The organism is Modicisalibacter tunisiensis (assembly GCF_020148005.1).
Taxonomy (GTDB): Bacteria; Pseudomonadota; Gammaproteobacteria; order Pseudomonadales; family Halomonadaceae; genus Modicisalibacter; species Modicisalibacter tunisiensis.
In genome coordinates this window covers 921,232-939,792 of the sequence record NZ_JAGXFD010000001.1, presented here as the reverse complement: position 1 = coordinate 939,792, position 18,561 = coordinate 921,232, and the positions used below count along the sequence as shown (strand labels likewise).

The following is an 18,561-nucleotide window of genomic DNA, read 5'->3' as shown; positions in this document are numbered from 1 at the left end:
GGCGGCGCGCCTGCGTGTCGTCCTCCCATTCCCGTGACAGCGACGAGGTGCCTGGCGGCGTGCGCCCTTTCCCAGACATGAACCTTGAACGATTTCGGCGCCAGCTGGCCAGCGTCGATGCCCTGCCGCAGCTGTGCGTGCTGGGGCTGGTTTCGGGATTGCTCACCGGCGGCCTGATGGTGGTGTTCCGGTTCCTGCTGTCGCTGGGGGCATGGCTGTTCATGCCGCACAATGATTCGGAAGCCTTCGAGGCGCTGGCGCCGCACTGGCGTGCGCTGCTGCCGCTGATTGCCGTGGCATTGATCGCGCTGTGCTTCGCGCCGCAGTCGAGTCAGGCGCGTCGGCTGGGGGTGGGCCACGTGATCGAGCGCCTGACCTATCATCAGGGGCGGCTGCCGCTGCGCAACTGGCTCAACCAGTGGTGGGTGGGCGTGATCTCCGTGCTCGGCGGGCTCTCCGCCGGCCGCGAGGGGCCGGCGATCCATCTTGGCGCGGCCGCCGCCAGCGGGCTGGGCCAGCGCCTGCGCCTGCCCCACAACAGCCTGCGCGTGCTGGTCGGCTGCGGTACCGCGGCGGCGATCTCGGCATCGTTCAACACGCCCATCGCCGGGGTCATCTTCGCCATGGAAGTGGTGATCATGGAGTACACCATCGCCGGCTTCATGCCGGTGATCCTGGCCTCGACCATGAGCGCGGTGGTCGCCCAGCTGGCCTACGGCACCGAGCCGGCCTTCCAGGTCCCGATCGTCAAGCTGGGCTCGCTGCTCAACCTGCCGTGGATCGCCACCAGCGCCCTGCTGATCGGCCTGCTGGCCGGGCTGTTCATCCGCATCGCCCAGCGCGGCACGCTGTTCGCCGGCTGGCCGCTCGTCGCCCGGTTGATGCTGCCGGGCGTGGCCGTGGCGGTGGTGGCCTGGTGGTATCCCCAGGTCCAGGGCATCGGCTACGACAGCCTGGCCGCGGCGCTCGACGGGCGTCTGGCGCTCGACGTGCTGGTGGCGCTGATGCTCGGCAAGCTGCTGCTCACCGCCTTCACCTTCGCCTGCGGGATTCCCGTCGGCATCATCGGCCCGGTGCTGGTGGTGGGGGCCTCCGCCGGCGCCCTGTGCGGGATGAGCGGAGACTGGCTGTGGCCGTCGGTGGCCTCCGACCCCGGCTTCTACGCCATGCTGGGCATGGCGGCGATGATGGGCGCGGTGCTGCAGGCACCGCTGGCGGCGCTGATGGCGCTGCTCGAGCTGACCCACAACCCCAACATCATCCTGCCGGGCATGCTGGCGGTGGTGATCGCCGGCCTCACCGCCCGCCAGATCTGCCGCTGCCACGGCCTGTATGTCACCGGCACCCACCACGGCCTGCACCCGCTGCAGCAGCCGCTGATGCAGGCCCTGTCGCGGGTCGCGGTACCCGCCGTCATGGAGCGCAGCGTGGCGCGCACCCAGCGGATGATCACCCGCGAGCAGGCCCGCCGGCTACTCGAGGACAAGCCCACCTGGCTGGTGATCACCCGCTCCAGCGAGGAGAAGACGCCGCTGGCGCTCAAGGCCGCCGACCTGGCGCGCGCCCTGCTGGACGAGGAGGCGACGGACGAGACGGCGACGCTCGACCTGCTGGAGATTCCCGGGCAGCGCCTCGAGCTGGCGCCCATCCACCTGCAGGCGACGCTCAGCGAGGCCTTCGACCGCCTCAACGACTACGGCTTGGACGCGCTCTACGTCCAGCACACCACGGCGCCGATGATCCAGAAGATTTCCGGTATCATCACCCGTGATGCCATCGAGAACTACTACCGTTACAAGCGCTGATCCGAGCGATCCTTCCCCCGACGGCGACGAGGAGAACCGATGTTCCTGTGGATGAAAGCCCTGCACCTGATGGCCATGGTGACCTGGTTCGCGGCCCTGTTCTACCTGCCGCGGCTGTTCGTCTATCACGCCATGGCCCGGGATCGCGGCGACGAGACGGCGATCGCCTACTTCGAGACCATGGAGCGCAAGCTGTACCGCGGCATCATGACACCCTCGATGATCGCCGTGCTGGTCTTCGGTGGGGCGATGCTCTACCTGGTGCCCGGCTTCCTCGGCCAGGGCTGGATGCATGCCAAGCTGCTGCTGGTGGTGCTGCTGATCGGCTATCACCATGTCTGCCTGGCGCACATGAAGCGGCTGGCGGCGGGCACCTGCGACAAGTCGCACCGTTACTTCCGCGTCTTCAATGAACTGCCGGTGATCGGTCTGGTGCTGATCGTGCTGCTGGCGGTGATCAAGCCCTTCTGATGGCCACACGAGATCTTCCTGCCGCGCTGGTGCTGGCGGGCCACGATGCCACGGGCGGCGCGGGGCTGGTGGCGGATGCCGAGGCGATCGCCGCCTGCGGCGGCTGGCCGCTGACCGTGCCCACCAGCCTCACGGTGCAGACCACCCGCGACGTGCGCCGGGTGACGCCCGCGTCGCCGGACATGATGCGCGAGACCGTGCAGGCGCTCGTCGAGGACTTCGAGATCGCGGCGATCAAGCTGGGGCTGATCGCCGATATCGCCACCCTCGAGGTGATCCTGGAGGTACTGCGCCGTCTGCCCGGGGTGCCGGTGGTCTGCGACCCGGTGCTGCGCGCCGGCGGCGGCAGCGAGCTGGCCGCCACGGCATTGCCCGAGGCCCTGCGCGAGCGGCTGCTGCCGGGGGTCGATCTGCTGACGCCCAACCGACAGGAGCTGGAGCGGCTGGCACCGCAGGCCGACGATGACACGGCACGGGCCACCGAACTGCTCTCGCGGGGCTGTCAGGCGGTACTGATCACCGGCACCGACCAGCCGGCGGCGGGGAGCGATCCGACCTGCGTGACGCATACCCTGCACACCCCCGAGCTGACTCGCCAGTGGCAGTGGCCGCGGCTGCCCGGGGCCTATCATGGCTCGGGGTGTACCCTGGCGGCGGCGGCGGCGGCGCGCCTGGCCGCCGGCGAGCGCCTGGTGGCGGCCTGCGAGCAGGCCCAGCGCTTCACCTGGGAAAGCCTGCGCCACGGCTGGCGGCCGGCGGCGGGCCAGCACCTGCCGCGCCGACTCTGGCAACTGCCCGCCGCCTTCGACCCGGAGGCCCTCGATGACCGTTCATGACTGGCGCCGGGGCGTCTATGCCATCACCGATGCCGGGCTGCTGCCCGATGACGCCACCCTGATCGCCGCCTGCGAGTCGGCGCTCGCGGGCGGGCTGGCCCTGCTGCAGTATCGCGACAAGTCGCGGGATGCCGAGCGGCGCCACCGCCAGGCCGCTGCCCTGGCGAGCCGCTGTGCCCGACACGGGGTGCCGCTGATCATCAACGACGACCTGGCGCTCGCCGAGCGGCTGCGCCGCGAGGGCCATGGCGGCGTCGGCGTACATCTCGGCCAGCAGGACGGTTCGCTGCGCGAAGCCCGGCGTGCGCTGGGCGAGGCGGCGATCATCGGCGCCACCTGCCACGCGCGTCTGGACCTGGCCGCGCAGGCATGCGAGGCGGGAGCCAGCTACCTGGCGTTCGGGCGTTTCTTCACCTCGCGCACCAAGCCCGACGCCCCGCCCGCACGGCTCGAGTTGCTGGCCGAAGCGGCACGATTCGGCCTGCCCCGGGTGGCCATCGGCGGCATCGATGCCGACAATGTCCGGCAGGCACGCCGCGCCGGGGCCGAACTGCTGGCGACCGTACAGGCCGTGTTCGGCCGGGGCGAACCGGCAAGCAACGTGCAGTATCTGCGACGACAGCTGGAAGACGGCTAGCTTATCCACAAGCCGTCAACGACGAGTTATTCCAACTGTCCAAAGAGTTATCCACAGCTTCTGACGAGAGGACGACATGCCCACTTCCGCGGAACTTTTCGAACAGGCCTGCCGGCACATTCCCGGTGGCGTCAACTCGCCGGTCCGGGCCTTCAAGGGAATGGATCGTCCCCCGCTGTTCATGGAGCGGGCCCAGGGGGCGTACCTGTTCGACGTCGAGGGCAAGCGCTACATCGATTATGTGGGTTCCTGGGGGCCAATGATCACCGGGCACGCCGACCCCGAGGTGCTCGGCGCGGTACGCGAGCGGCTCGACGCCGGATTGTCCTTTGGTACGCCGACGGCGATCGAGACCACCATGGCCGACCGGATCTGCGAGATCATGCCGTCGATCGAGATGGTACGCATGGTCAACTCCGGCACCGAGGCCACCATGTCGGCGATCCGCCTGGCACGCGGCTATACCGGGCGCGACAAGATCGTCAAGTTCGAGGGCAACTATCACGGCCACTCCGACTCGTTGCTGGTCAAGGCCGGCTCCGGGGCCCTGACCCACGGTGAACCGAGTTCGCCGGGGGTGCCGGCCTCGCTGGCCGAGCATACCATCACCCTGCCCTACAACGACGCCGAGGCGGTCAGGGCCTGCTTCGACGAGCTGGGCGACGCCATCGCCGGGATCATCGTCGAACCGGTGGCCGGCAACATGAACTGCATTCCGCCACGTCCGGGCTTTCTCGAGACGCTGCGCGAGGTCTGTGACGCCCACGCCAGCGTGCTGATCTTCGACGAGGTGATGACCGGCTTCCGGGTCGCCCTGGGTGGCGCCCAGGCACACTACGCCATCACCCCGGACCTGACCTGCCTGGGCAAGATCGTCGGTGGCGGCATGCCGGTGGGCGCCTTCGGCGGCAAGCGCGAGATCATGGAATACATCTCGCCGCTGGGGCCGGTCTATCAGGCCGGTACCCTGGCGGGCAACCCGCTGGCCATGGCCGCCGGCATCGCGCTGCTCGACAAGATCCGCCAGCCCGGCTTCCACGCCGATCTGGCGCGGCGCGTCGAGATGCTGTGCGATGGACTCGAGTCGCGCGCCGCGGAGGCCGGGGTCGATCTGATCACGCAGCGCGCCGGCGGCATGTTCGGGGTCTTCTTCACCGGGCAGCGTCGCGTCGATGACTTCGCCCAGGCCGGTGCCTGCGACGTCGAGCGCTTCCGTCGCTTCTTCACCGCGATGCTCGACCACGGGGTTTACCTGGCGCCGTCGCCGTTCGAGGCCGGCTTCATGTCGAGCGCCCACGGCGATGCGGATATTCACGCCACCCTGGATGCCGCCGAGCGGGTCTTTGCCGCCATGGCGCGCTGAACCTTCACCTGACGGGAGCTTGCCGTGAGCCAGGCCATGATCGACGCCCTCCGGGACCCTAGCTGCTTCGACCACGCGGTCGGGGCGATCGAGATCTTCGAGACGCATATTTCCTGGATCGTGCTGACCGGGGAGTATGCCTACAAGATCAAGAAGCCGCTGGAGCTGGGGAATTTCCTGGACTTCTCGACGCTTGAGCGGCGGCGGCGCTGCTGCGAGGAGGAGGTGCGGCTCAACCGCCGCCTGGCGCCGGATCTCTACCTCGGCGTGGTGCCGATCGTCGGCACGCCGGAGGCGCCCCGGGTCGCCGCTTCGGGTACGCCCATCGAGCACGCCATCAAGATGCGCCAGTTCAGCAACCGCGAGCTGCTCAGCCATCTGCAGGCCAGCGGCGAGCTGTCGCAGCCGCTGATCGATGACCTGGTGGACCAGCTGGTGCGCTTTCATGCCGAGGCCGAGCGGCTGCCGGCCACCGATGCCCTGGGGTCACGCGAGACCATCGCGGCGGTCGTCGAACGGGAATTCCGGCTGATCGACGCGCGCCTGACCGGCGAGCATGACCGTAGGCGACTGGAACACCTCGAGACCTGGGCGAACGAGACCCTGGCCCGGCTCGGAGAGGTATTCGATCGCCGTCATCGCGAGGGCTTCGTGCGCGAGACCCACGGCGACGTGCACCTGGGCAATGCGGTGCGCCTCGACGGTCGGGTAGTGCTGTTCGACGGCATCGAGTTCAACGAGACGCTGCGCTGGAACGATGTCGGCAGCGATCTGGCCTTCCTGCTGATGGATCTCGAGGCACGGAACGAGGAGGCCCTGGCCCGGCACGCCCTCAATCGCTACCTGGAGTGCTCGGGAGATCACGAGCTGGTGCGTCTGCTGCCCTTCTACAAGCTCTATCGGGCGCTGGTGCGTGCCAAGGTGGCCATGCTGCGCTATCACCAGCCGGATCTGCATCCTACCGACCGCCAGGCGATCATGGCCGACTTCCGTCGCTATCTCGCGCTCGCCGAGCACTACGCGGAGTTCCATTTTCCCTATCTGGTGATCGGCGTGGGGGTCTCCGGCAGCGGCAAGAGCCGTTTCACCGGCGAGATGATCCGGCGGCTGGGCGGGGTCCGGCTGCGTTCCGATGTGGAGCGCAAGCGCCTGCACGGCTTCGATCCCCAGGCCCGCACCGAGCAGGCGGGTGTGGATATCTACACTCCCGAGGCCACCGAGCGCACCTATCGCCACCTCGCCGCGCTGACCGGCATGGTGCTCGACGGCGGGTTGCCGGTATGCATCGATGCCACCTGCCTGCGCCAGGCACAGCGCGACCGGCTGCGCCATCAGGCGGAGGCCCGGGGGTTGCCGGTGCTGCTGGTCAGTTTCGAGGCCGATGACGCGACCCTGCGTGCGCGCATCGAGAAACGCGCCCGGCGGGGCGGCGATCCCTCCGAGGCCGGCCTGGCGGTGCTCGAGCGTCAGCAGCGCCTCTTCGAGCCGTTCACCGACGAGGAGCGCCTGCACCTGGTGCATCTCGATACCACCCGGGACAACGCCAACCTGACCCTGGTGGGGCTGATCCAGGAGCATCTGCGCCTGCAGTGAACGGTGGCGACACAGGAAGGCCCCGCCGAAGCGGGGCCTTTTTCATGCATGCGTCATGAGCGTCGGAGGGACGTCGCGGGACGCGTTCAGTACTGATAGACGTTGGCCGTGTTGGCACCGCCCATCTGGGTCACGCTGGAATTGTTGCTGTAACCCTGCTGAACGATGGTCGCGGTGTTGCTGGACAGATTCATCATGCCCAGGCCGGCGGCCGTGCCCTGGCGGACTGACGAGACGTTGTCGTAGCCACCCTGGTAGACATCGGCGAGATCGTTGTAGCCGGTCTGGCCGATCGACGAGTAGTTGTCGCCCATGCCTTCCTGGACCACGATGGCATCGTTGCCGTAACCGCTCTGCGTGGTGATGGCGACCTGGTCCTTGCCGCTCTGGTAGATGTCGGAGAACTGCTTGGTGCCCGACTGGGTGACCTTGGCGTAGTTGCTCTCGTCCTTCTGCACGATCACGGAGTCATTGAGGCTGCCGGATTGCTCGACGAGGGCGACGTTGTGCCTGCCGCTCTGGGTGATGTCGGACGCATGACCCATGCCGGTCTGGTTGACGCGCGCGTAATGATCCCGGCCACTCTGGGTCACCGACGACTTGTTGTGCATGCCGGACTGGGACACGTCCGTCGAGTTGGAATAGCCACGCTGATAGACATTGGAGCGGTTGGCCCAGCCGTTCTGGGTCACATCCGCGGAGTTGTCCCGGCCGCGCTGCATGACCTCGGAATCGTTTCTCCAGCCCGTCTGCAGCTGGGTGGTTGAGTTGCTGTAGCCCATCTGGTTGGTATCGGCGCTGTTGCCGTAGCCGGTCTGATCGATCGTCGAGCTATTGTTGCCGTTGTGGAAGCCGCCGTGATGACCGCCACCATGGTGGCTACCCTCCTCGGAGGCCATGGCGCTGGTGGAGAGGGCGATGGCGGCGACGAGTACGGAGAGTTGCAGTTTCATGGTTCGTGTTCCCTTGTGTGGTTTTTCAATCAACGTCCGGCATGCGAGACGCGGTGACGTCCTGTCGATGCCGCTCCTTGAACCCCGCCATCAGTGCTGCACGACCTGAACGCTCATGCGTCCGCGGGCGTACTGCGTGATGCTCACGGGGGTACTGCTCCTGCCCAGCTGGACGATTTCCGCGTTGCCGTAGGCCCCCTGCTGATTGATGGTGGCCTGCTTGTGATAACCAGACTGGGCGATGTCGGCGCTGTGTCCGACCCCCTGCTGGTTGATTTCGGCACTCAGATAACCGCCCGACTGAAGAATGCTGGCCTCATTGGCGCTGCCGGCCTGCATCGCCACGGCATGATTGGCCCGGCCGGACTGGCCGATGGCGACGCCGTTGCCGCTGCCGTATTGGCGAGTGTCGGCCCGATTGCCGACGCCTGACTGCTCGATCGTCACGGCCTGATCGCCACGAGAAACCCCGGAGTAGCTGTCCAGTTCCGAGCCGATGGCCAGGTCACGTGCCTGCACGGAGGTCGTGATGAAAAGGCCGGCTGCGGCCCCGATGATCACTGACGATTTCATGGTGAATCCCGCCTTTAATGGTTGATTACATTTTTATACAAAAGGCGAGACACGCTATAAGAAGCGCGCATGAAACTGATGGTGAATTATCTGGTTGATGGCAACGAAAAACTCATCAGGTAACTGGTGGGGAAACGATGAGGTAAATAGCGATAAAAGGGGGGCGAAAAAGAGCAGGAAAAACCCCGCCGAAGCGGGGTCGGTAATCCATGAAGACTGACGAAGATCAGTACTGGTAGACGTTGGCGGTGTTGGCGCCTCCGCTCTGGGTCACGCTGGCGGTATTGCCGTATCCGTACTGGACGATGCTGGCCCGGTTGGTCGCCCAGGAGCCCCAGCCACCGGCGGCCTGCGAGATCACCGCGCTGTTGCCATAGCCGTTCTGGTAGATATCCGCGATATCGCGATAGCCGGTCTGGGTGATTTCCGCCGTGTTGTAGGTGCCGTCCTGTTCGGTGGTGGCCATGTTCCGCCAGCCGCTCTGGGTGATGGTGCTGTCGTTGCCGTAACCACTCTGGGAGATATCGCCGCGATTGTATTCGCCGGACTGGCTGAGTTCGGCCGTGTTGAACTCACCCGACTGCATCACGTCGGCCTGATTGCGGTAGCCCTGCTGGGTGACGGAAGCATCATTCTCGTAACCCGACTGACTGACATTGACACGTCCAAAGTAGCCGCTCTGGTCGACACTGGAGGTGTTGTAGGTACCCTTCTGCAACGACGTCACGCTGTTGGTATAGCCGCCCTGGGTAACGTCGGACTGGTTGCCATAGCCACGCTGGGTGATATCGGCCGTGTCGAAGTAGCCGTCCTGAGTGACCGTCGACTCGTTGTAGGTGCCGCGCTGCATCGAGGTGACGCTGTTGGTGTAGCCGTCGGCGCCCTGGGTGATGTCGGACTGGTTGCCGTAGCCGCGCTGGGTGACGTCGACCGCGGAGTCTGTCAACATAGATGGCACATGAAATGGTTCTGGCTCTTTAAAATCCCGCTGCCTGTGGCACCGGGTCCCGCTCGGGATTTAGGTGTACGATCTCAGGCAGGCTGAGTTTCCGGATGTCACCCGACCAGCGCTCCGGGTGGCGCTGCTTAGCCGCCTCGAAGACTTCCCGGCGCTGCGCCAAGATGCCCTTGGCCTCGCCGTTATGGCGCTGACTCGGCGTGACGTAGCGAAGGGCACTGTGCCGGTGCTCATGGTTGTACCACTCGGTAAATTGCTGAACCCAGTCCTGAGCCTCGGTCAGGGTAGCGAACCCCTCGGCGGGGAAGCCCGGCCGGTACTTGAGCGTCTTGAAGGCCGACTCGGCGAAGGCGTTGTCGTTACTCACCCGTGGACGGCTGTACGACGGGGTGATGCCCAGGTCGTAGAGCTTCTCCAAGAAGGTTGCTGCCTTCATCGGGCTGCCGTTATCTGAGTGAAGGATCAGGGGCTTGTGACGATCGGTGAGGTGCTCTCGCCAGCAGGCCTTCTGGATCAGCTCGGCGGCCAGCTCGCCAGTCTCCGTCTCGTAGACCTCGTGCCCAACGATCTTGCGGCTGAAGACGTCCATGATCAGGTACAGGTACCACCAGGTACCGCGTGCTGGGCCCGGCAGCCAGCTGATATCCCAACACCACAAGTAGTTAGGCGCCGTGGCTTGGTGCGTCGTCGGAGAGCGCTTGCGCTGCGGGGCCTGCTGTCGGCCCCGGTGGTGTTGCTGGTCGTATTCATGGAGCACTCGATACATCGTCGACTCAGAGGCCAGGTAGCGGCCCTTGTCCGCCTGATCGGCCACGATGAAGGCCGGAGGGCGGCTCCGGTACTCCGGGGCGTTGCACAGCGCCAAGACCGCCTCTCGCTCCTCAGGCGATAGCTTATTAGCCGGTTCCGGGCGGTCGGCGTCGGGGCGGCGATCCGCCGTCACCTCGCCTTCGGAGACCCAGCGATAGTAGGTCCGCACGTTAATGCCCATCACCTGACAGGCCTTGGCCAGCCGAGCACCGTCACGCTGGGCGTCTTGCACCAGGGTCACGATGCGCTGGCGATCCGGGAGGCTGGTCAGTCGTCCTCGTCGTTGGTCGTGCCCCAGATCGCCTCGGCCTTTTTTGACAGGGCCAGCAGCGCCGCCGTCTCGGCCAGGGCCTTGTCCTTGCGGCGCAGCTCACGCTCCAACTGACGGAGCCGCTTTTGCTCGGCCTTCCGCGCCTGGCGAAGCTGCTTGGCCTGCGCTGCCGCATCGTCGTTGGCGTTCATGCAGGCATCCCGCCAGGCCTCCACCTGCTCGGGATAGAGCCCACGCTCGCGGCAATAGGCGCTGAGTTCGGCCTCATTCATCGGGGCCGTTTCCAGGACGATCTGGAATTTCTCCTGGCTGGTCCAGTGATCGGGCTTGGTGGAACGTGATGGCAAAACCTGTCCTCGTGCTCTGGCCTGTTTCCGCCAATTGTAGAGGGTTGTCGCGGTGATGCCTTCCTGCTCGGCCAATTCCGGGATGGTCATGCTCATGGGCGGTGCCATCTTCTTGAGGATGGCTTCCTTACGTTCTGCGGGGTAACGCACGTTGTTCACCTCTCAATCCGTTTAGGTGACAACTACGTTGAAGCATAGGGACCGTGCCGAAGTAGCCGTCCTGAGTGACCGTCGACTCGTTGTAGGTGCCGCGCTGCATCGAGGTGACGCTGCTGGTGTAGCCGTCGGCGCCCTGGGTGATGTCGGACTGGTTGCCGTAGCCGCGCTGGGTGACGTCGACCGTGCCGAAGTAGCCGTTCTGAGTGACCGTCGACTCGTTGTAGGTGCCGCGCTGCATCGAGGTCACGGCGTTGGTGTAGCCATCGGCGCCCTGGGTGACGTCGGACTGGTTGCCGTAGCCGCGCTGGGTGACGTCGACCGTGCCGAGCATGCCTTCCTGGGCGACCGTGGAGGCGTTGGTCTGGCCGGCCTGCAGGGTGGTCGCGCGGTTGCGATACCCCGACTGGGTGATCGCCGACTGGTTGGCATAGCCCCGCTGCGTGACAGTGGCGTCGCTGCGCCAGCCGCGCTGGGTGACGGCGGCATCGTTGTTCTGCCCGCGCTGGGTGATCGAGGCACGGCTCCTCATGCCATCCTGATCAATCGCCGCACTGTTGAGATAGCCGCGCTGCAGCAGAGTGGCCTGCCCCCGGTAGCCGTTCTGCATCAGTGAGGCGTTGTTGCCCTGTCCATACTGGCGCAGCTCGGCGCTGGAGCGCCAGCCCGACTGCTGGTAACTGGCCGTGCCGCCGGTGCCGAACTGGTAGGCATTGAGCCGATTGCCATAGCCGTCCTGTTCGACCGTGATGTCGTTGCTGGCGGCCATCGCCTGGGACGTCAGTGCGATGGAGGCGGACAGAATCGCGATCTTGAGTTTCATGTGCTGTTCCCACCCTGTGGCTGCTCGTGATGAGCGACGAGATTCGCGCACCGGCACGCCCGGACGCGTCACTCCGTCTTGCGGATTCATGATGCCGAGACGGCGGGATGGGCTGCGTATCAGCGATCCTGCTGGGCGACGCCTCTCGATGTCTCGGCATTCCGTTCTGTTGTTGCTGGCATCGTTTGTTTCGCTGCCTTTCGAAGTCTTTACAAAGCGAAAAACTACGGCAATCAGAAGTAAATGCCATTTTTCATGCTGGCCGGACTGATGTGAGAGACGATGTTTTTAAAGTGCACAGATAAGTCACAAGTTTGTCTTTCAGCATGGCCTGTCGAGAGAAACAGCGGGGTGGCGGTCAGGCTGCAGGCATGAAAAAAGCGCCCCGCAGGGCGCTCAGGCACTATCGCGCGAGCCGGGCTGTCAGAGCATGGGAGTGGGCGCCTCCAGGTAGGCGCTGAGAATCGGGTCGTCACGCTCGGCGGGATTGGCCAGCGTCCACAGGCCATTCTGGATACCCCGGGCGATCAGGTGGATCACCGAGGACTCGATGGCCGACATGACCGCCATCTGCACGGGTTCGTTGTTGGTGTAACCGATCTCGCCTTCCAGCAAGCGCTTGAAATCGATGAAGCGATACACGCCGGCGCGGATCTCGTGGGAGAAGATCGTCTTGCTGGTGGTGACGTTGGCCAGCACTTCCCCGGTGGCGATATCCACGGCCCGCAGGTTGACCGTCACCTGATCCACCTGGTACTGCCCGGAGGCGCCGATGCCGAAATATTCCGCCCCGGCCCCGCCGGTCCGCAGGTTGGAGTCGTAGGCGATGATGCCACCCTCTAGCAGGACACGTGCCGCATCCAGCGAGCCCAGGGCATCAGTCTGGCCGTTGCGCTCCAGGTTGGCGCGAATGATCTTGCGCTCGGTCAGCAGGTTCTGTAGCCCGACCCGCTCGAGGGGCACGAACCAGCCGGAGTCGGCCAGCGCCCCGCTGAGCATCGCCGCGCCGCCCTGGGTGACGGCGGTCGAGAAGGTACTGGCCGGCTGAGGCTTGTACTGCCCCGTCTGGTCACGGAAGTCATAGACCGCAGCGTAGATCTTGGCACTCGGCTTGGGCAGGCTGATCAGGTCCCCGTAGGTGCCGGAGCGCGGCATCAGCGTGGCGGGGGCCGCCTCGAGGCCTTCCGCGGTGGTCACCATGCTCGAGCAGCCGCTCAGAGCCAGCAGGGAGATGACAAGGCAGGCCGTCAATCCTTTCATGGTGTTCGCCCTCATCAGAAGTTGTTGGCGGCGGAGCCGAGGTTGATGTTGGTGACTTCCCCGGTGCGACGGTCGGTGATCTGCATCTGGAAGCCGCCGTTGCCGTTGCTGACGATCTTGATCTTCAGCTCGGCGCTGTCGATGGTGCTGGTGCGGCCGGGGTCGGTGGCGTTCACGGCGTCGTCGATGGCGTTCGAGACCAGGCTGTTGCGCAGATCCTGGATGAACAGGTCGGTCTCGCTGAAGCTGCCGAAGTCGGGGGCGTTGGGATCCTTGTTGTCGTCCTGGGCCTGGGCCTTGTTGAGCAGGTAGTTGCCGTTCAGCGGGTCGCCGCCGAACGACGGATTGATCGGTCGATAGACCAGTTCTCCGGCCTGGGCGGCACCCGTGGCCAGGGCCAGTGACAACAGGAGCGGCTGCATTCTCATCGTGATTCCCTCGCGTATGTCGTGGGGCCGGTTCACCATTCGTCGCCGGCCAGGTCTCCATTGCGGTCCAGTGCCTGCATGACCTTGCGGCGCAGTACCAGCTGCTCGACCTGCTCGACGGCGGCCTGCGCATACTGGTCGACGTCACTCAGGCGGGGCGGCAGGGTGGCCTGGTACAGGATGCGATTGCCCTCGGCGACCCAGACGATGCTGCCCCAGCGCGCCGACGGGCGTTCGTGGACCACCAGGTTGGTGTTGTTGAGCACGATGCTGTCCAGCCGGCGCTGGCTGAACTGCTGATAGAATGTCTTGCCGATCATGGTGATGGTGCGATCCACCACCAGGCCGTTGAGCGGTGACGGCTCGCGGGGCTTGAGCGTCCGCGACGTCGCGGGGCCGTCCGCGCTCTCGGGGGCATCGCTCTGCGGGCCGGCGGCCGGCGTGGCGGGCTCGGTACCGGCGAGCGCCGGCCCGATCGACAGGCACAGCAGGCACAGGGCAAGACGCAGGGCAGGCGTGTTCATGACGGTCACCGCCGCTGCTGGGGCTTGCTCGGGCTGGGTGGTGGCGCACCGAGATTCTGGCGCGCCCAGTTCATGGCCTGGATGCGGTTGTGCACCTTGATCTTGCGGAAGATGTTGTAGAGGTGGGACTTGACCGTGTGCTCGCTGACGAACAGCTTGTCGGCGATCTCGGTGTTCGAGGCCCCCGAGCCCAGCAGGCCGATGATCTCCAGCTCGCGGTGGGTCAGGCCGCATACCGGGCGATAGGCATTAAGCTGCTGACGCCGGTAGAACTCGATCAGCCGGGTCATCAGCGAGCGCGACATCCACAGGTCGCCTTCCAGCAGGGCATGGATGCCCTTGCAGATCAGCGCCATGCTGTCGCGCCGGTAGAAGACGCCCCGCAGGTGCAGCGAGGCGAGCATGTCCGCGGCATGGTCCTCGTCGCGCAGATTGATGGCCGCCAGGGTGGTGTTGGCCGTCTCCGCCGCCCGGCTGTGCCACTGCTGCATGCTGCTTTCATCGACGTGATCGGCATCGAGCAGGATCAGCAGCGAATCGCTGGTGAAGGCCTCGAGCAAATCATGGGGGGAGACGGCGGCAATCTGGCAGTCCAGCTGTTCGGCGATGTAGTCCATGAACAGCTGCGTCTGGGGATTGCAGTCCGTGACCAGAAGAATCAATGAGTTCCCTTGGCTCATCGTCACTGCTCCGGAAGTATGGTGTTGGATCTTGAGTCGTTATGTGGTCTCTGCGTACCATGCAGCGGTCTGATTCAGCTTTGTTGGTCCCTCCCTGTTTGTAAAGTTTGGTTACTCGTTTCTTGTTATCGTTTTTTGGTATTAAAAATAACTTTTTCAATCACTTTTATTTTTTCAAATTTCTAATCATTTACTTACCTGTCAACTTTTTCTTGTCCTCTGGTTTCCTGTCATGAGAGAGGAGAAAAATCAGTCATGAGAAAAACATTTTGTAACCTTTCTGTGTGATGGCAGGCTGATGGTTGCCAACCCTGGAGGTGGGAAGCGGTACGGAGACCGGGAGGGCGGGGCGCCGTCAGTCCGTCTGGCGTTCCGCATGTGCCGTGCTAACCGATAGAATGAGCGAAACTCTGCAACACCAAGGTGACGTGAAATGGAACGACGACTGGTACTGGCCAGCGGCAACCCCGGCAAGCTGCGCGAGTTTCAGGCACTGCTGACGCCCCTGGATTATCAGGTTCATCCCCAGCGCGAGTTCGATGTCGACGATGTCGAGGAGACGGGGCTGACGTTCGTCGAAAATGCCTTGCTCAAGGCGCGGCACGCCTGTCGCATCAGCGGCCTGCCGGCACTGGCCGACGACTCGGGGCTGGCGGTGGACGCCCTGCAGGGGGCGCCGGGCATCTATTCGGCCCGATACGCGGGCGAGCCCAGCAGCGATGCGGCCAACAATCGCAAGCTGCTCGAGGCGCTGGCGGACGTCCCTGAAGGGCAGCGCACGGCCCGCTACTGGTGCGTGCTGGTCTGGCTGCAGCACGAGCACGACCCGGTGCCGCGTATCGTGCAGACCAGCTGGCGTGGCGAGATTCTCGCCCACCCGCGTGGTGAGGGAGGGTTCGGCTACGATCCGCTGTTCTGGCTGGCCGACCAGGGGCTGACGGCCGCCGAGCTCGACCCCGCTGAAAAGAACCGTCTCAGCCATCGCGGCCGCGCCCTGCGCACCCTGGTGGAGAGCCTCGGCTCATGAGGCCGTTGCCCGAACTGGCGCTGTACGTGCATGTGCCCTGGTGCGTGCGCAAGTGCCCCTACTGCGACTTCAACTCCCATGGCATCGGTTCCGGTTCCGGCGCCGATCTGCCGGAGTCGGCGTATCTGGCCGCCCTGCTGATGGATCTGGACGAGGAGCTCACGCGCAGCGACGGGCGACTGATCCACAGCGTATTCATCGGCGGCGGCACGCCGAGCCTGATGTCGGCGGATTTCTACGCGCGCCTGCTGGACACCCTCGAGCGGCGCGGCGTGCTCGCCCCCGATGCCGAGATCACCCTGGAAGCCAATCCGGGCACGGTGGAGCAGGGGCGCTTCACGGCCTATCGCCGGGCCGGCATCAATCGCCTGTCGCTGGGTGTACAGAGCTTTCAGGCGGCCCAGCTGGCGGCGCTCGGACGCATCCACGACGGCGACGAGGCGCGTCGCGCGGTCGACAGCGCCCGGCAGGCCGGCTTCGATAATTTCAACATCGATCTGATGCACGGCCTGCCTGGGCAGGACGCCGAGCTGGCACTGGCCGATATCGACACGGCGCTGTCGCTGGCGCCCACGCACCTTTCCTGGTATCAGCTCACCATCGAGCCCAATACCGAATTCCACTCCCGGCCGCCGCCCCTGCCGGAGGACGAGACGCTGTGGGCGATCCAGGATGCCGGCCACGCGCGACTCGAGGCCGCCGGCCTTGGGCGCTACGAGATTTCTGCCTATGCCCGGCCCGGCCATGCCTCGCGCCACAACCTGACCTACTGGCGCTTCGGCGACTATCTGGGCATCGGTGCCGGCGCCCACGGCAAGCTGACCCGGCGGGAGCCCGACGGCACCTGGCACGTCGAGCGGCGCTGGAAGACCCGCCAGCCCGAGGCGTATTTGCGCCGCGCCGACGACCCGCGCGGCTTCGAGGCCGGGCGCGAGCCGGTGGCGCTCGAGACGCTGCCGCTGGAGTTCGCCATGAACGCGCTGCGGCTGGTGGACGGGGTGCCGCTGTCGCTGTGGGAAGCCCATACCGGCCGGCCGCTGGATGAACTGACACCGCACCTGGCGGCAGCCCGCGCGCGCGGGCTGCTGGTCGAGGATGCCGGCCGGCTGCAGGCGAGCCCGCAGGGTCTGTTATTCTTGAACGACTTGCTGGCCCTGATCGACGATGCGTGACGGGCGGCAAGCCTTATTCACGGAAGCCAAGGAAACGAGGAGCGTTAACCGCATGATCACCAAGCAGCTCTGGATGGCGATTCCGCTGTCGGCCGCACTGGCCGTGACAGGATGCACGACCACCAACCCGCAGACCGGGGAGCCCCAGACCGCCAAGGCCACCACCGGTGCGGGCATCGGTGCCGCGGCAGGGGCCGTGGCCGGCCTGCTCAGTGGCGACAGTGCCGCCAGCCGCCGCGATCATGCCGCCATCGGCGCGGCGGTGGGCGCCGCCGCCGGTGCCGGCATCGGCTACTACATGGACCGTCAGGAAGCCCAGCTGCGTGACCGGCTGCAGGGTACCGGCATCGGCGTGCAGCGCCAGGGCGACAACATCGTCCTCAACATGCCCAACAGCGTCACCTTCGGCTTCGACTCCAGCGAACTCACCGGCCAGGCGCGGCAGGCGCTCAACGATGTCTCCGCCGTGCTGCGCGAGTATCCGGAAACCCGCATCACCGTGGCCGGCTACACCGACAGCACCGGCTCGAAGGCCTACAATCAGCGCCTCTCCGAGCGCCGGGCCCAGGCGGTGGGCGACTACCTCATGCAGGGTGGCGTGCAGCGTCAGCGCCTGAACATGGTCGGTCAGGGGGAAAGCCAGCCGGTGGCGAGCAATGATACCGAAGCCGGGCGCGCCCAGAACCGCCGTGTCGAGATCACCGTGGTGCCGACCGGGCAGCAGTAACTCCCCGACGTTCCACGATTCGCGACCTTCGGGCCCACCGGCGACTGTCGGTGGGCCTTTTCTTCATCGGAATCTCGCCATGCTTGCCTATCAGCACGCCTATCATGCCGGCAACTTCGCCGACGTTCACAAGCATCTGGCGCTGCATGCCGTCACGCGCCATCTTTTACGTAAAGAATCACCCATTACGTATGTTGATACTCATGCCGGTCGCGGCCTGTATCCACTGGCCGCGATGGAGACCGACAGGCTCCAGGAATACCGCGACGGGGTGGAACCGGTCTGGGCGGCCCGGCATGCGCTGGTCAGGGACGACGCGCCGCTGCTCGCCGACTGGCTCGCCGCGCTGACCGAGGCCCAGCCCAGGAGTGGCACGCTGACCCACTATCCCGGCTCGCCGTGGTGGCTGTCTCGGGCCATTCGCCAACAGGACCGGCTGACGCTCTTCGAGCTGCACCCGGGCGAGCATCGTCATCTCGAGAGCCAGGCGCTGCCGCCCCAGGCCCGGCGCTTCCACGAGGATGGCCCGCAGGGGCTGGTGCGCCGGCTGCCGGTGCCGACGCCGCGGCTGTGCGTGCTCATCGACCCCAGCTACGAGCGCAAGGCCGAATACGCCGAGACGGCACAGACGCTGCAGCGGATCGCCGCCAAGGCGCGCCACGCGGTGGTGATGATCTGGTATCCGCTGCTGCCGGCGGGTCACCATCACGGCCTGCTGGAGGCGCTGCGCACGGCGGGCATCGACAAGCTGTGGCGCAGCGAACTCGTTCACCATGCCGCCGGGGAGCGCCACGGCATGTACGGCAGCGGCCTGGTGGTGCGCAACCCGCCCTGGGGGCTGGATACCGAGCTGTCGGCGGCCATGCAGCGCCTGGCGCCGCTGTGGGGCCGAGGGGCGCGGCACAGCGGGAAATGGTGGACGACAGAGTGAGCCGGCCCGTGGCGGCCGGCGTCACTTGCCGATACAGAATGTAAAATAAGTCATAAAATCAATAGTTTATAGTTTTAAGGGAGTAAATGGGGATCAAAAATGATCAAGAAACCACGTAACCTACTCCTGAATCCGTGAGACCGGCCCCCAGGAATGCTTCTAACCTACTGAACTGCATGGCAATATAGCGAATATCGCCATTCACCCAGATAGTGC

At 65.6% G+C, this 18,561-nt stretch carries 19 protein-coding genes; 10 read left to right on the top strand and 9 right to left on the bottom strand.

Annotation, left to right across the window (positions count from 1 at the left end):
• Positions 1–77 precede the first annotated feature (77 nt).
• The 6 genes from KGQ91_RS04310 to KGQ91_RS04285 all read left to right on the top strand — a co-directional run bounded on the left by KGQ91_RS04310 (position 78) and on the right by KGQ91_RS04285 (position 6,705).
• Positions 78–1,805, top strand: a complete 1,728-nt coding sequence (locus KGQ91_RS04310) for a chloride channel protein (protein WP_224420348.1) — start codon at positions 78–80, stop codon at positions 1,803–1,805.
• Positions 1,806–1,844: 39 nt separating this feature from the next.
• Positions 1,845–2,276 carry a protoporphyrinogen oxidase HemJ gene (gene hemJ, locus KGQ91_RS04305; protein WP_224420347.1) on the top strand — a complete coding sequence of 144 codons (432 nt, stop codon included), beginning with the start codon at positions 1,845–1,847 and terminating at the stop codon, positions 2,274–2,276.
• Complete coding sequence (thiD, locus tag KGQ91_RS04300) at positions 2,276–3,112, top strand: bifunctional hydroxymethylpyrimidine kinase/phosphomethylpyrimidine kinase (RefSeq protein WP_224420346.1); 837 nt, start codon at positions 2,276–2,278, stop codon at positions 3,110–3,112. Before hemJ ends, thiD begins: the two co-directional genes overlap by 1 nt.
• Positions 3,099–3,749: a thiamine phosphate synthase gene (thiE, locus tag KGQ91_RS04295; RefSeq protein ID WP_224420345.1), complete on the top strand. Its 651-nt coding sequence runs from the start codon at positions 3,099–3,101 to the stop codon at positions 3,747–3,749. Before thiD ends, thiE begins: the two co-directional genes overlap by 14 nt.
• A gap of 76 nt (positions 3,750–3,825) precedes the next feature.
• Positions 3,826–5,112, top strand: coding sequence for a glutamate-1-semialdehyde 2,1-aminomutase (gene hemL / locus KGQ91_RS04290; RefSeq protein WP_224420344.1), 1,287 nt, complete (start codon positions 3,826–3,828; stop codon positions 5,110–5,112).
• Between the two features lie 24 nt (positions 5,113–5,136).
• On the top strand, positions 5,137–6,705 hold the full coding sequence (locus tag KGQ91_RS04285) for a bifunctional aminoglycoside phosphotransferase/ATP-binding protein (protein ID WP_224420343.1): 1,569 nt from the start codon (positions 5,137–5,139) through the stop codon (positions 6,703–6,705).
• 86 nt (positions 6,706–6,791) lie between these two features.
• On the opposite strand, the gene KGQ91_RS04280 is transcribed toward KGQ91_RS04285, so the two are convergent.
• The 9 genes from KGQ91_RS04280 to KGQ91_RS04240 all read right to left on the bottom strand — a co-directional run bounded on the left by KGQ91_RS04280 (position 6,792) and on the right by KGQ91_RS04240 (position 14,488).
• A complete protein-coding gene (locus tag KGQ91_RS04280) occupies positions 6,792–7,658 on the bottom strand; it encodes a hypothetical protein (protein ID WP_224416142.1) in 867 nt (288 codons plus the stop codon).
• Positions 7,659–7,748: 90 nt separating this feature from the next.
• Positions 7,749–8,219 carry a hypothetical protein gene (locus KGQ91_RS04275; RefSeq protein ID WP_224416143.1) on the bottom strand — a complete coding sequence of 157 codons (471 nt, stop codon included), beginning with the start codon at positions 8,217–8,219 and terminating at the stop codon, positions 7,749–7,751.
• A 238-nt stretch (positions 8,220–8,457) separates the two neighbouring features.
• A complete protein-coding gene (locus tag KGQ91_RS04270) occupies positions 8,458–9,180 on the bottom strand; it encodes a hypothetical protein (protein ID WP_224420342.1) in 723 nt (240 codons plus the stop codon).
• Positions 9,181–9,208: 28 nt separating this feature from the next.
• A protein-coding gene (locus tag KGQ91_RS04265) for an IS3 family transposase (RefSeq protein ID WP_231514359.1) occupies positions 9,209–10,725 on the bottom strand; the annotation gives its coding sequence in 2 pieces (ribosomal slippage) (positions 9,209–10,288 and positions 10,291–10,725; 1,515 coding nt in all).
• Positions 10,726–10,744: 19 nt separating this feature from the next.
• The gene (locus KGQ91_RS04260; protein WP_224420341.1) at positions 10,745–11,596 is read right to left on the bottom strand and encodes a hypothetical protein; all 852 of its coding nucleotides are present in this window, start codon (positions 11,594–11,596) and stop codon (positions 10,745–10,747) included.
• A 423-nt stretch (positions 11,597–12,019) separates the two neighbouring features.
• Positions 12,020–12,856 (bottom strand): CsgG/HfaB family protein, encoded by an 837-nt coding sequence (locus KGQ91_RS04255; RefSeq protein ID WP_163648054.1) that lies wholly within the window; start codon positions 12,854–12,856, stop codon positions 12,020–12,022.
• 14 nt (positions 12,857–12,870) lie between these two features.
• A complete protein-coding gene (locus KGQ91_RS04250; protein WP_205596213.1) occupies positions 12,871–13,278 on the bottom strand; it encodes a curli assembly protein CsgF in 408 nt (135 codons plus the stop codon).
• A gap of 38 nt (positions 13,279–13,316) precedes the next feature.
• On the bottom strand, positions 13,317–13,808 hold the full coding sequence (locus tag KGQ91_RS04245; protein ID WP_224420340.1) for a curli production assembly/transport protein CsgE: 492 nt from the start codon (positions 13,806–13,808) through the stop codon (positions 13,317–13,319).
• 5 nt (positions 13,809–13,813) lie between these two features.
• A complete protein-coding gene (locus KGQ91_RS04240) occupies positions 13,814–14,488 on the bottom strand; it encodes a LuxR C-terminal-related transcriptional regulator (RefSeq protein WP_224420339.1) in 675 nt (224 codons plus the stop codon).
• Positions 14,489–14,921: 433 nt separating this feature from the next.
• On the opposite strand from KGQ91_RS04240, the gene rdgB reads away from it, so the two are divergent.
• The 4 genes from rdgB (at position 14,922) to KGQ91_RS04220 (ending at position 18,345) form a co-directional block, all read left to right on the top strand.
• On the top strand, positions 14,922–15,515 hold the full coding sequence (gene rdgB, locus KGQ91_RS04235) for an RdgB/HAM1 family non-canonical purine NTP pyrophosphatase (RefSeq protein WP_224416146.1): 594 nt from the start codon (positions 14,922–14,924) through the stop codon (positions 15,513–15,515).
• Positions 15,512–16,687, top strand: coding sequence for a radical SAM family heme chaperone HemW (gene hemW / locus KGQ91_RS04230; RefSeq protein ID WP_163648059.1), 1,176 nt, complete (start codon positions 15,512–15,514; stop codon positions 16,685–16,687). Before rdgB ends, hemW begins: the two co-directional genes overlap by 4 nt.
• A 55-nt stretch (positions 16,688–16,742) precedes the next feature.
• Positions 16,743–17,414, top strand: coding sequence for a YiaD family glycine zipper/OmpA-like lipoprotein (locus tag KGQ91_RS04225; protein ID WP_377173429.1), 672 nt, complete (start codon positions 16,743–16,745; stop codon positions 17,412–17,414).
• 79 nt (positions 17,415–17,493) lie between these two features.
• The gene (locus KGQ91_RS04220) at positions 17,494–18,345 is read left to right on the top strand and encodes a 23S rRNA (adenine(2030)-N(6))-methyltransferase RlmJ (protein WP_163648060.1); all 852 of its coding nucleotides are present in this window, start codon (positions 17,494–17,496) and stop codon (positions 18,343–18,345) included.
• Positions 18,346–18,561: the final 216 nt, after the last annotated feature.

Excerpts from the sequence above, each read along its gene's own strand:
- KGQ91_RS04245 (WP_224420340.1), bottom strand. The coding sequence starts at position 13,808 with ATGAACACGCCTGCCCTGCGTCTTGCCCTGTGCCTGCTGTGCCTGTCG.
- hemJ (WP_224420347.1), top strand. The coding sequence starts at position 1,845 with ATGTTCCTGTGGATGAAAGCCCTGCACCTGATGGCCATGGTGACCTGG.
- KGQ91_RS04310 (WP_224420348.1), top strand. The coding sequence starts at position 78 with ATGAACCTTGAACGATTTCGGCGCCAGCTGGCCAGCGTCGATGCCCTG.
- KGQ91_RS04220 (WP_163648060.1), top strand. The coding sequence starts at position 17,494 with ATGCTTGCCTATCAGCACGCCTATCATGCCGGCAACTTCGCCGACGTT.
- KGQ91_RS04270 (WP_224420342.1), bottom strand. The coding sequence starts at position 9,180 with ATGTTGACAGACTCCGCGGTCGACGTCACCCAGCGCGGCTACGGCAAC.
- KGQ91_RS04280 (WP_224416142.1), bottom strand. The coding sequence starts at position 7,658 with ATGAAACTGCAACTCTCCGTACTCGTCGCCGCCATCGCCCTCTCCACC.
- KGQ91_RS04260 (WP_224420341.1), bottom strand. The coding sequence starts at position 11,596 with ATGAAACTCAAGATCGCGATTCTGTCCGCCTCCATCGCACTGACGTCC.
- hemL (WP_224420344.1), top strand. The coding sequence starts at position 3,826 with ATGCCCACTTCCGCGGAACTTTTCGAACAGGCCTGCCGGCACATTCCC.
- KGQ91_RS04250 (WP_205596213.1), bottom strand. The coding sequence starts at position 13,278 with ATGCAGCCGCTCCTGTTGTCACTGGCCCTGGCCACGGGTGCCGCCCAG.
- thiD (WP_224420346.1), top strand. The coding sequence starts at position 2,276 with ATGGCCACACGAGATCTTCCTGCCGCGCTGGTGCTGGCGGGCCACGAT.
- KGQ91_RS04255 (WP_163648054.1), bottom strand. The coding sequence starts at position 12,856 with ATGAAAGGATTGACGGCCTGCCTTGTCATCTCCCTGCTGGCTCTGAGC.
- hemW (WP_163648059.1), top strand. The coding sequence starts at position 15,512 with ATGAGGCCGTTGCCCGAACTGGCGCTGTACGTGCATGTGCCCTGGTGC.
- rdgB (WP_224416146.1), top strand. The coding sequence starts at position 14,922 with ATGGAACGACGACTGGTACTGGCCAGCGGCAACCCCGGCAAGCTGCGC.
- thiE (WP_224420345.1), top strand. The coding sequence starts at position 3,099 with ATGACCGTTCATGACTGGCGCCGGGGCGTCTATGCCATCACCGATGCC.
- KGQ91_RS04240 (WP_224420339.1), bottom strand. The coding sequence starts at position 14,488 with ATGAGCCAAGGGAACTCATTGATTCTTCTGGTCACGGACTGCAATCCC.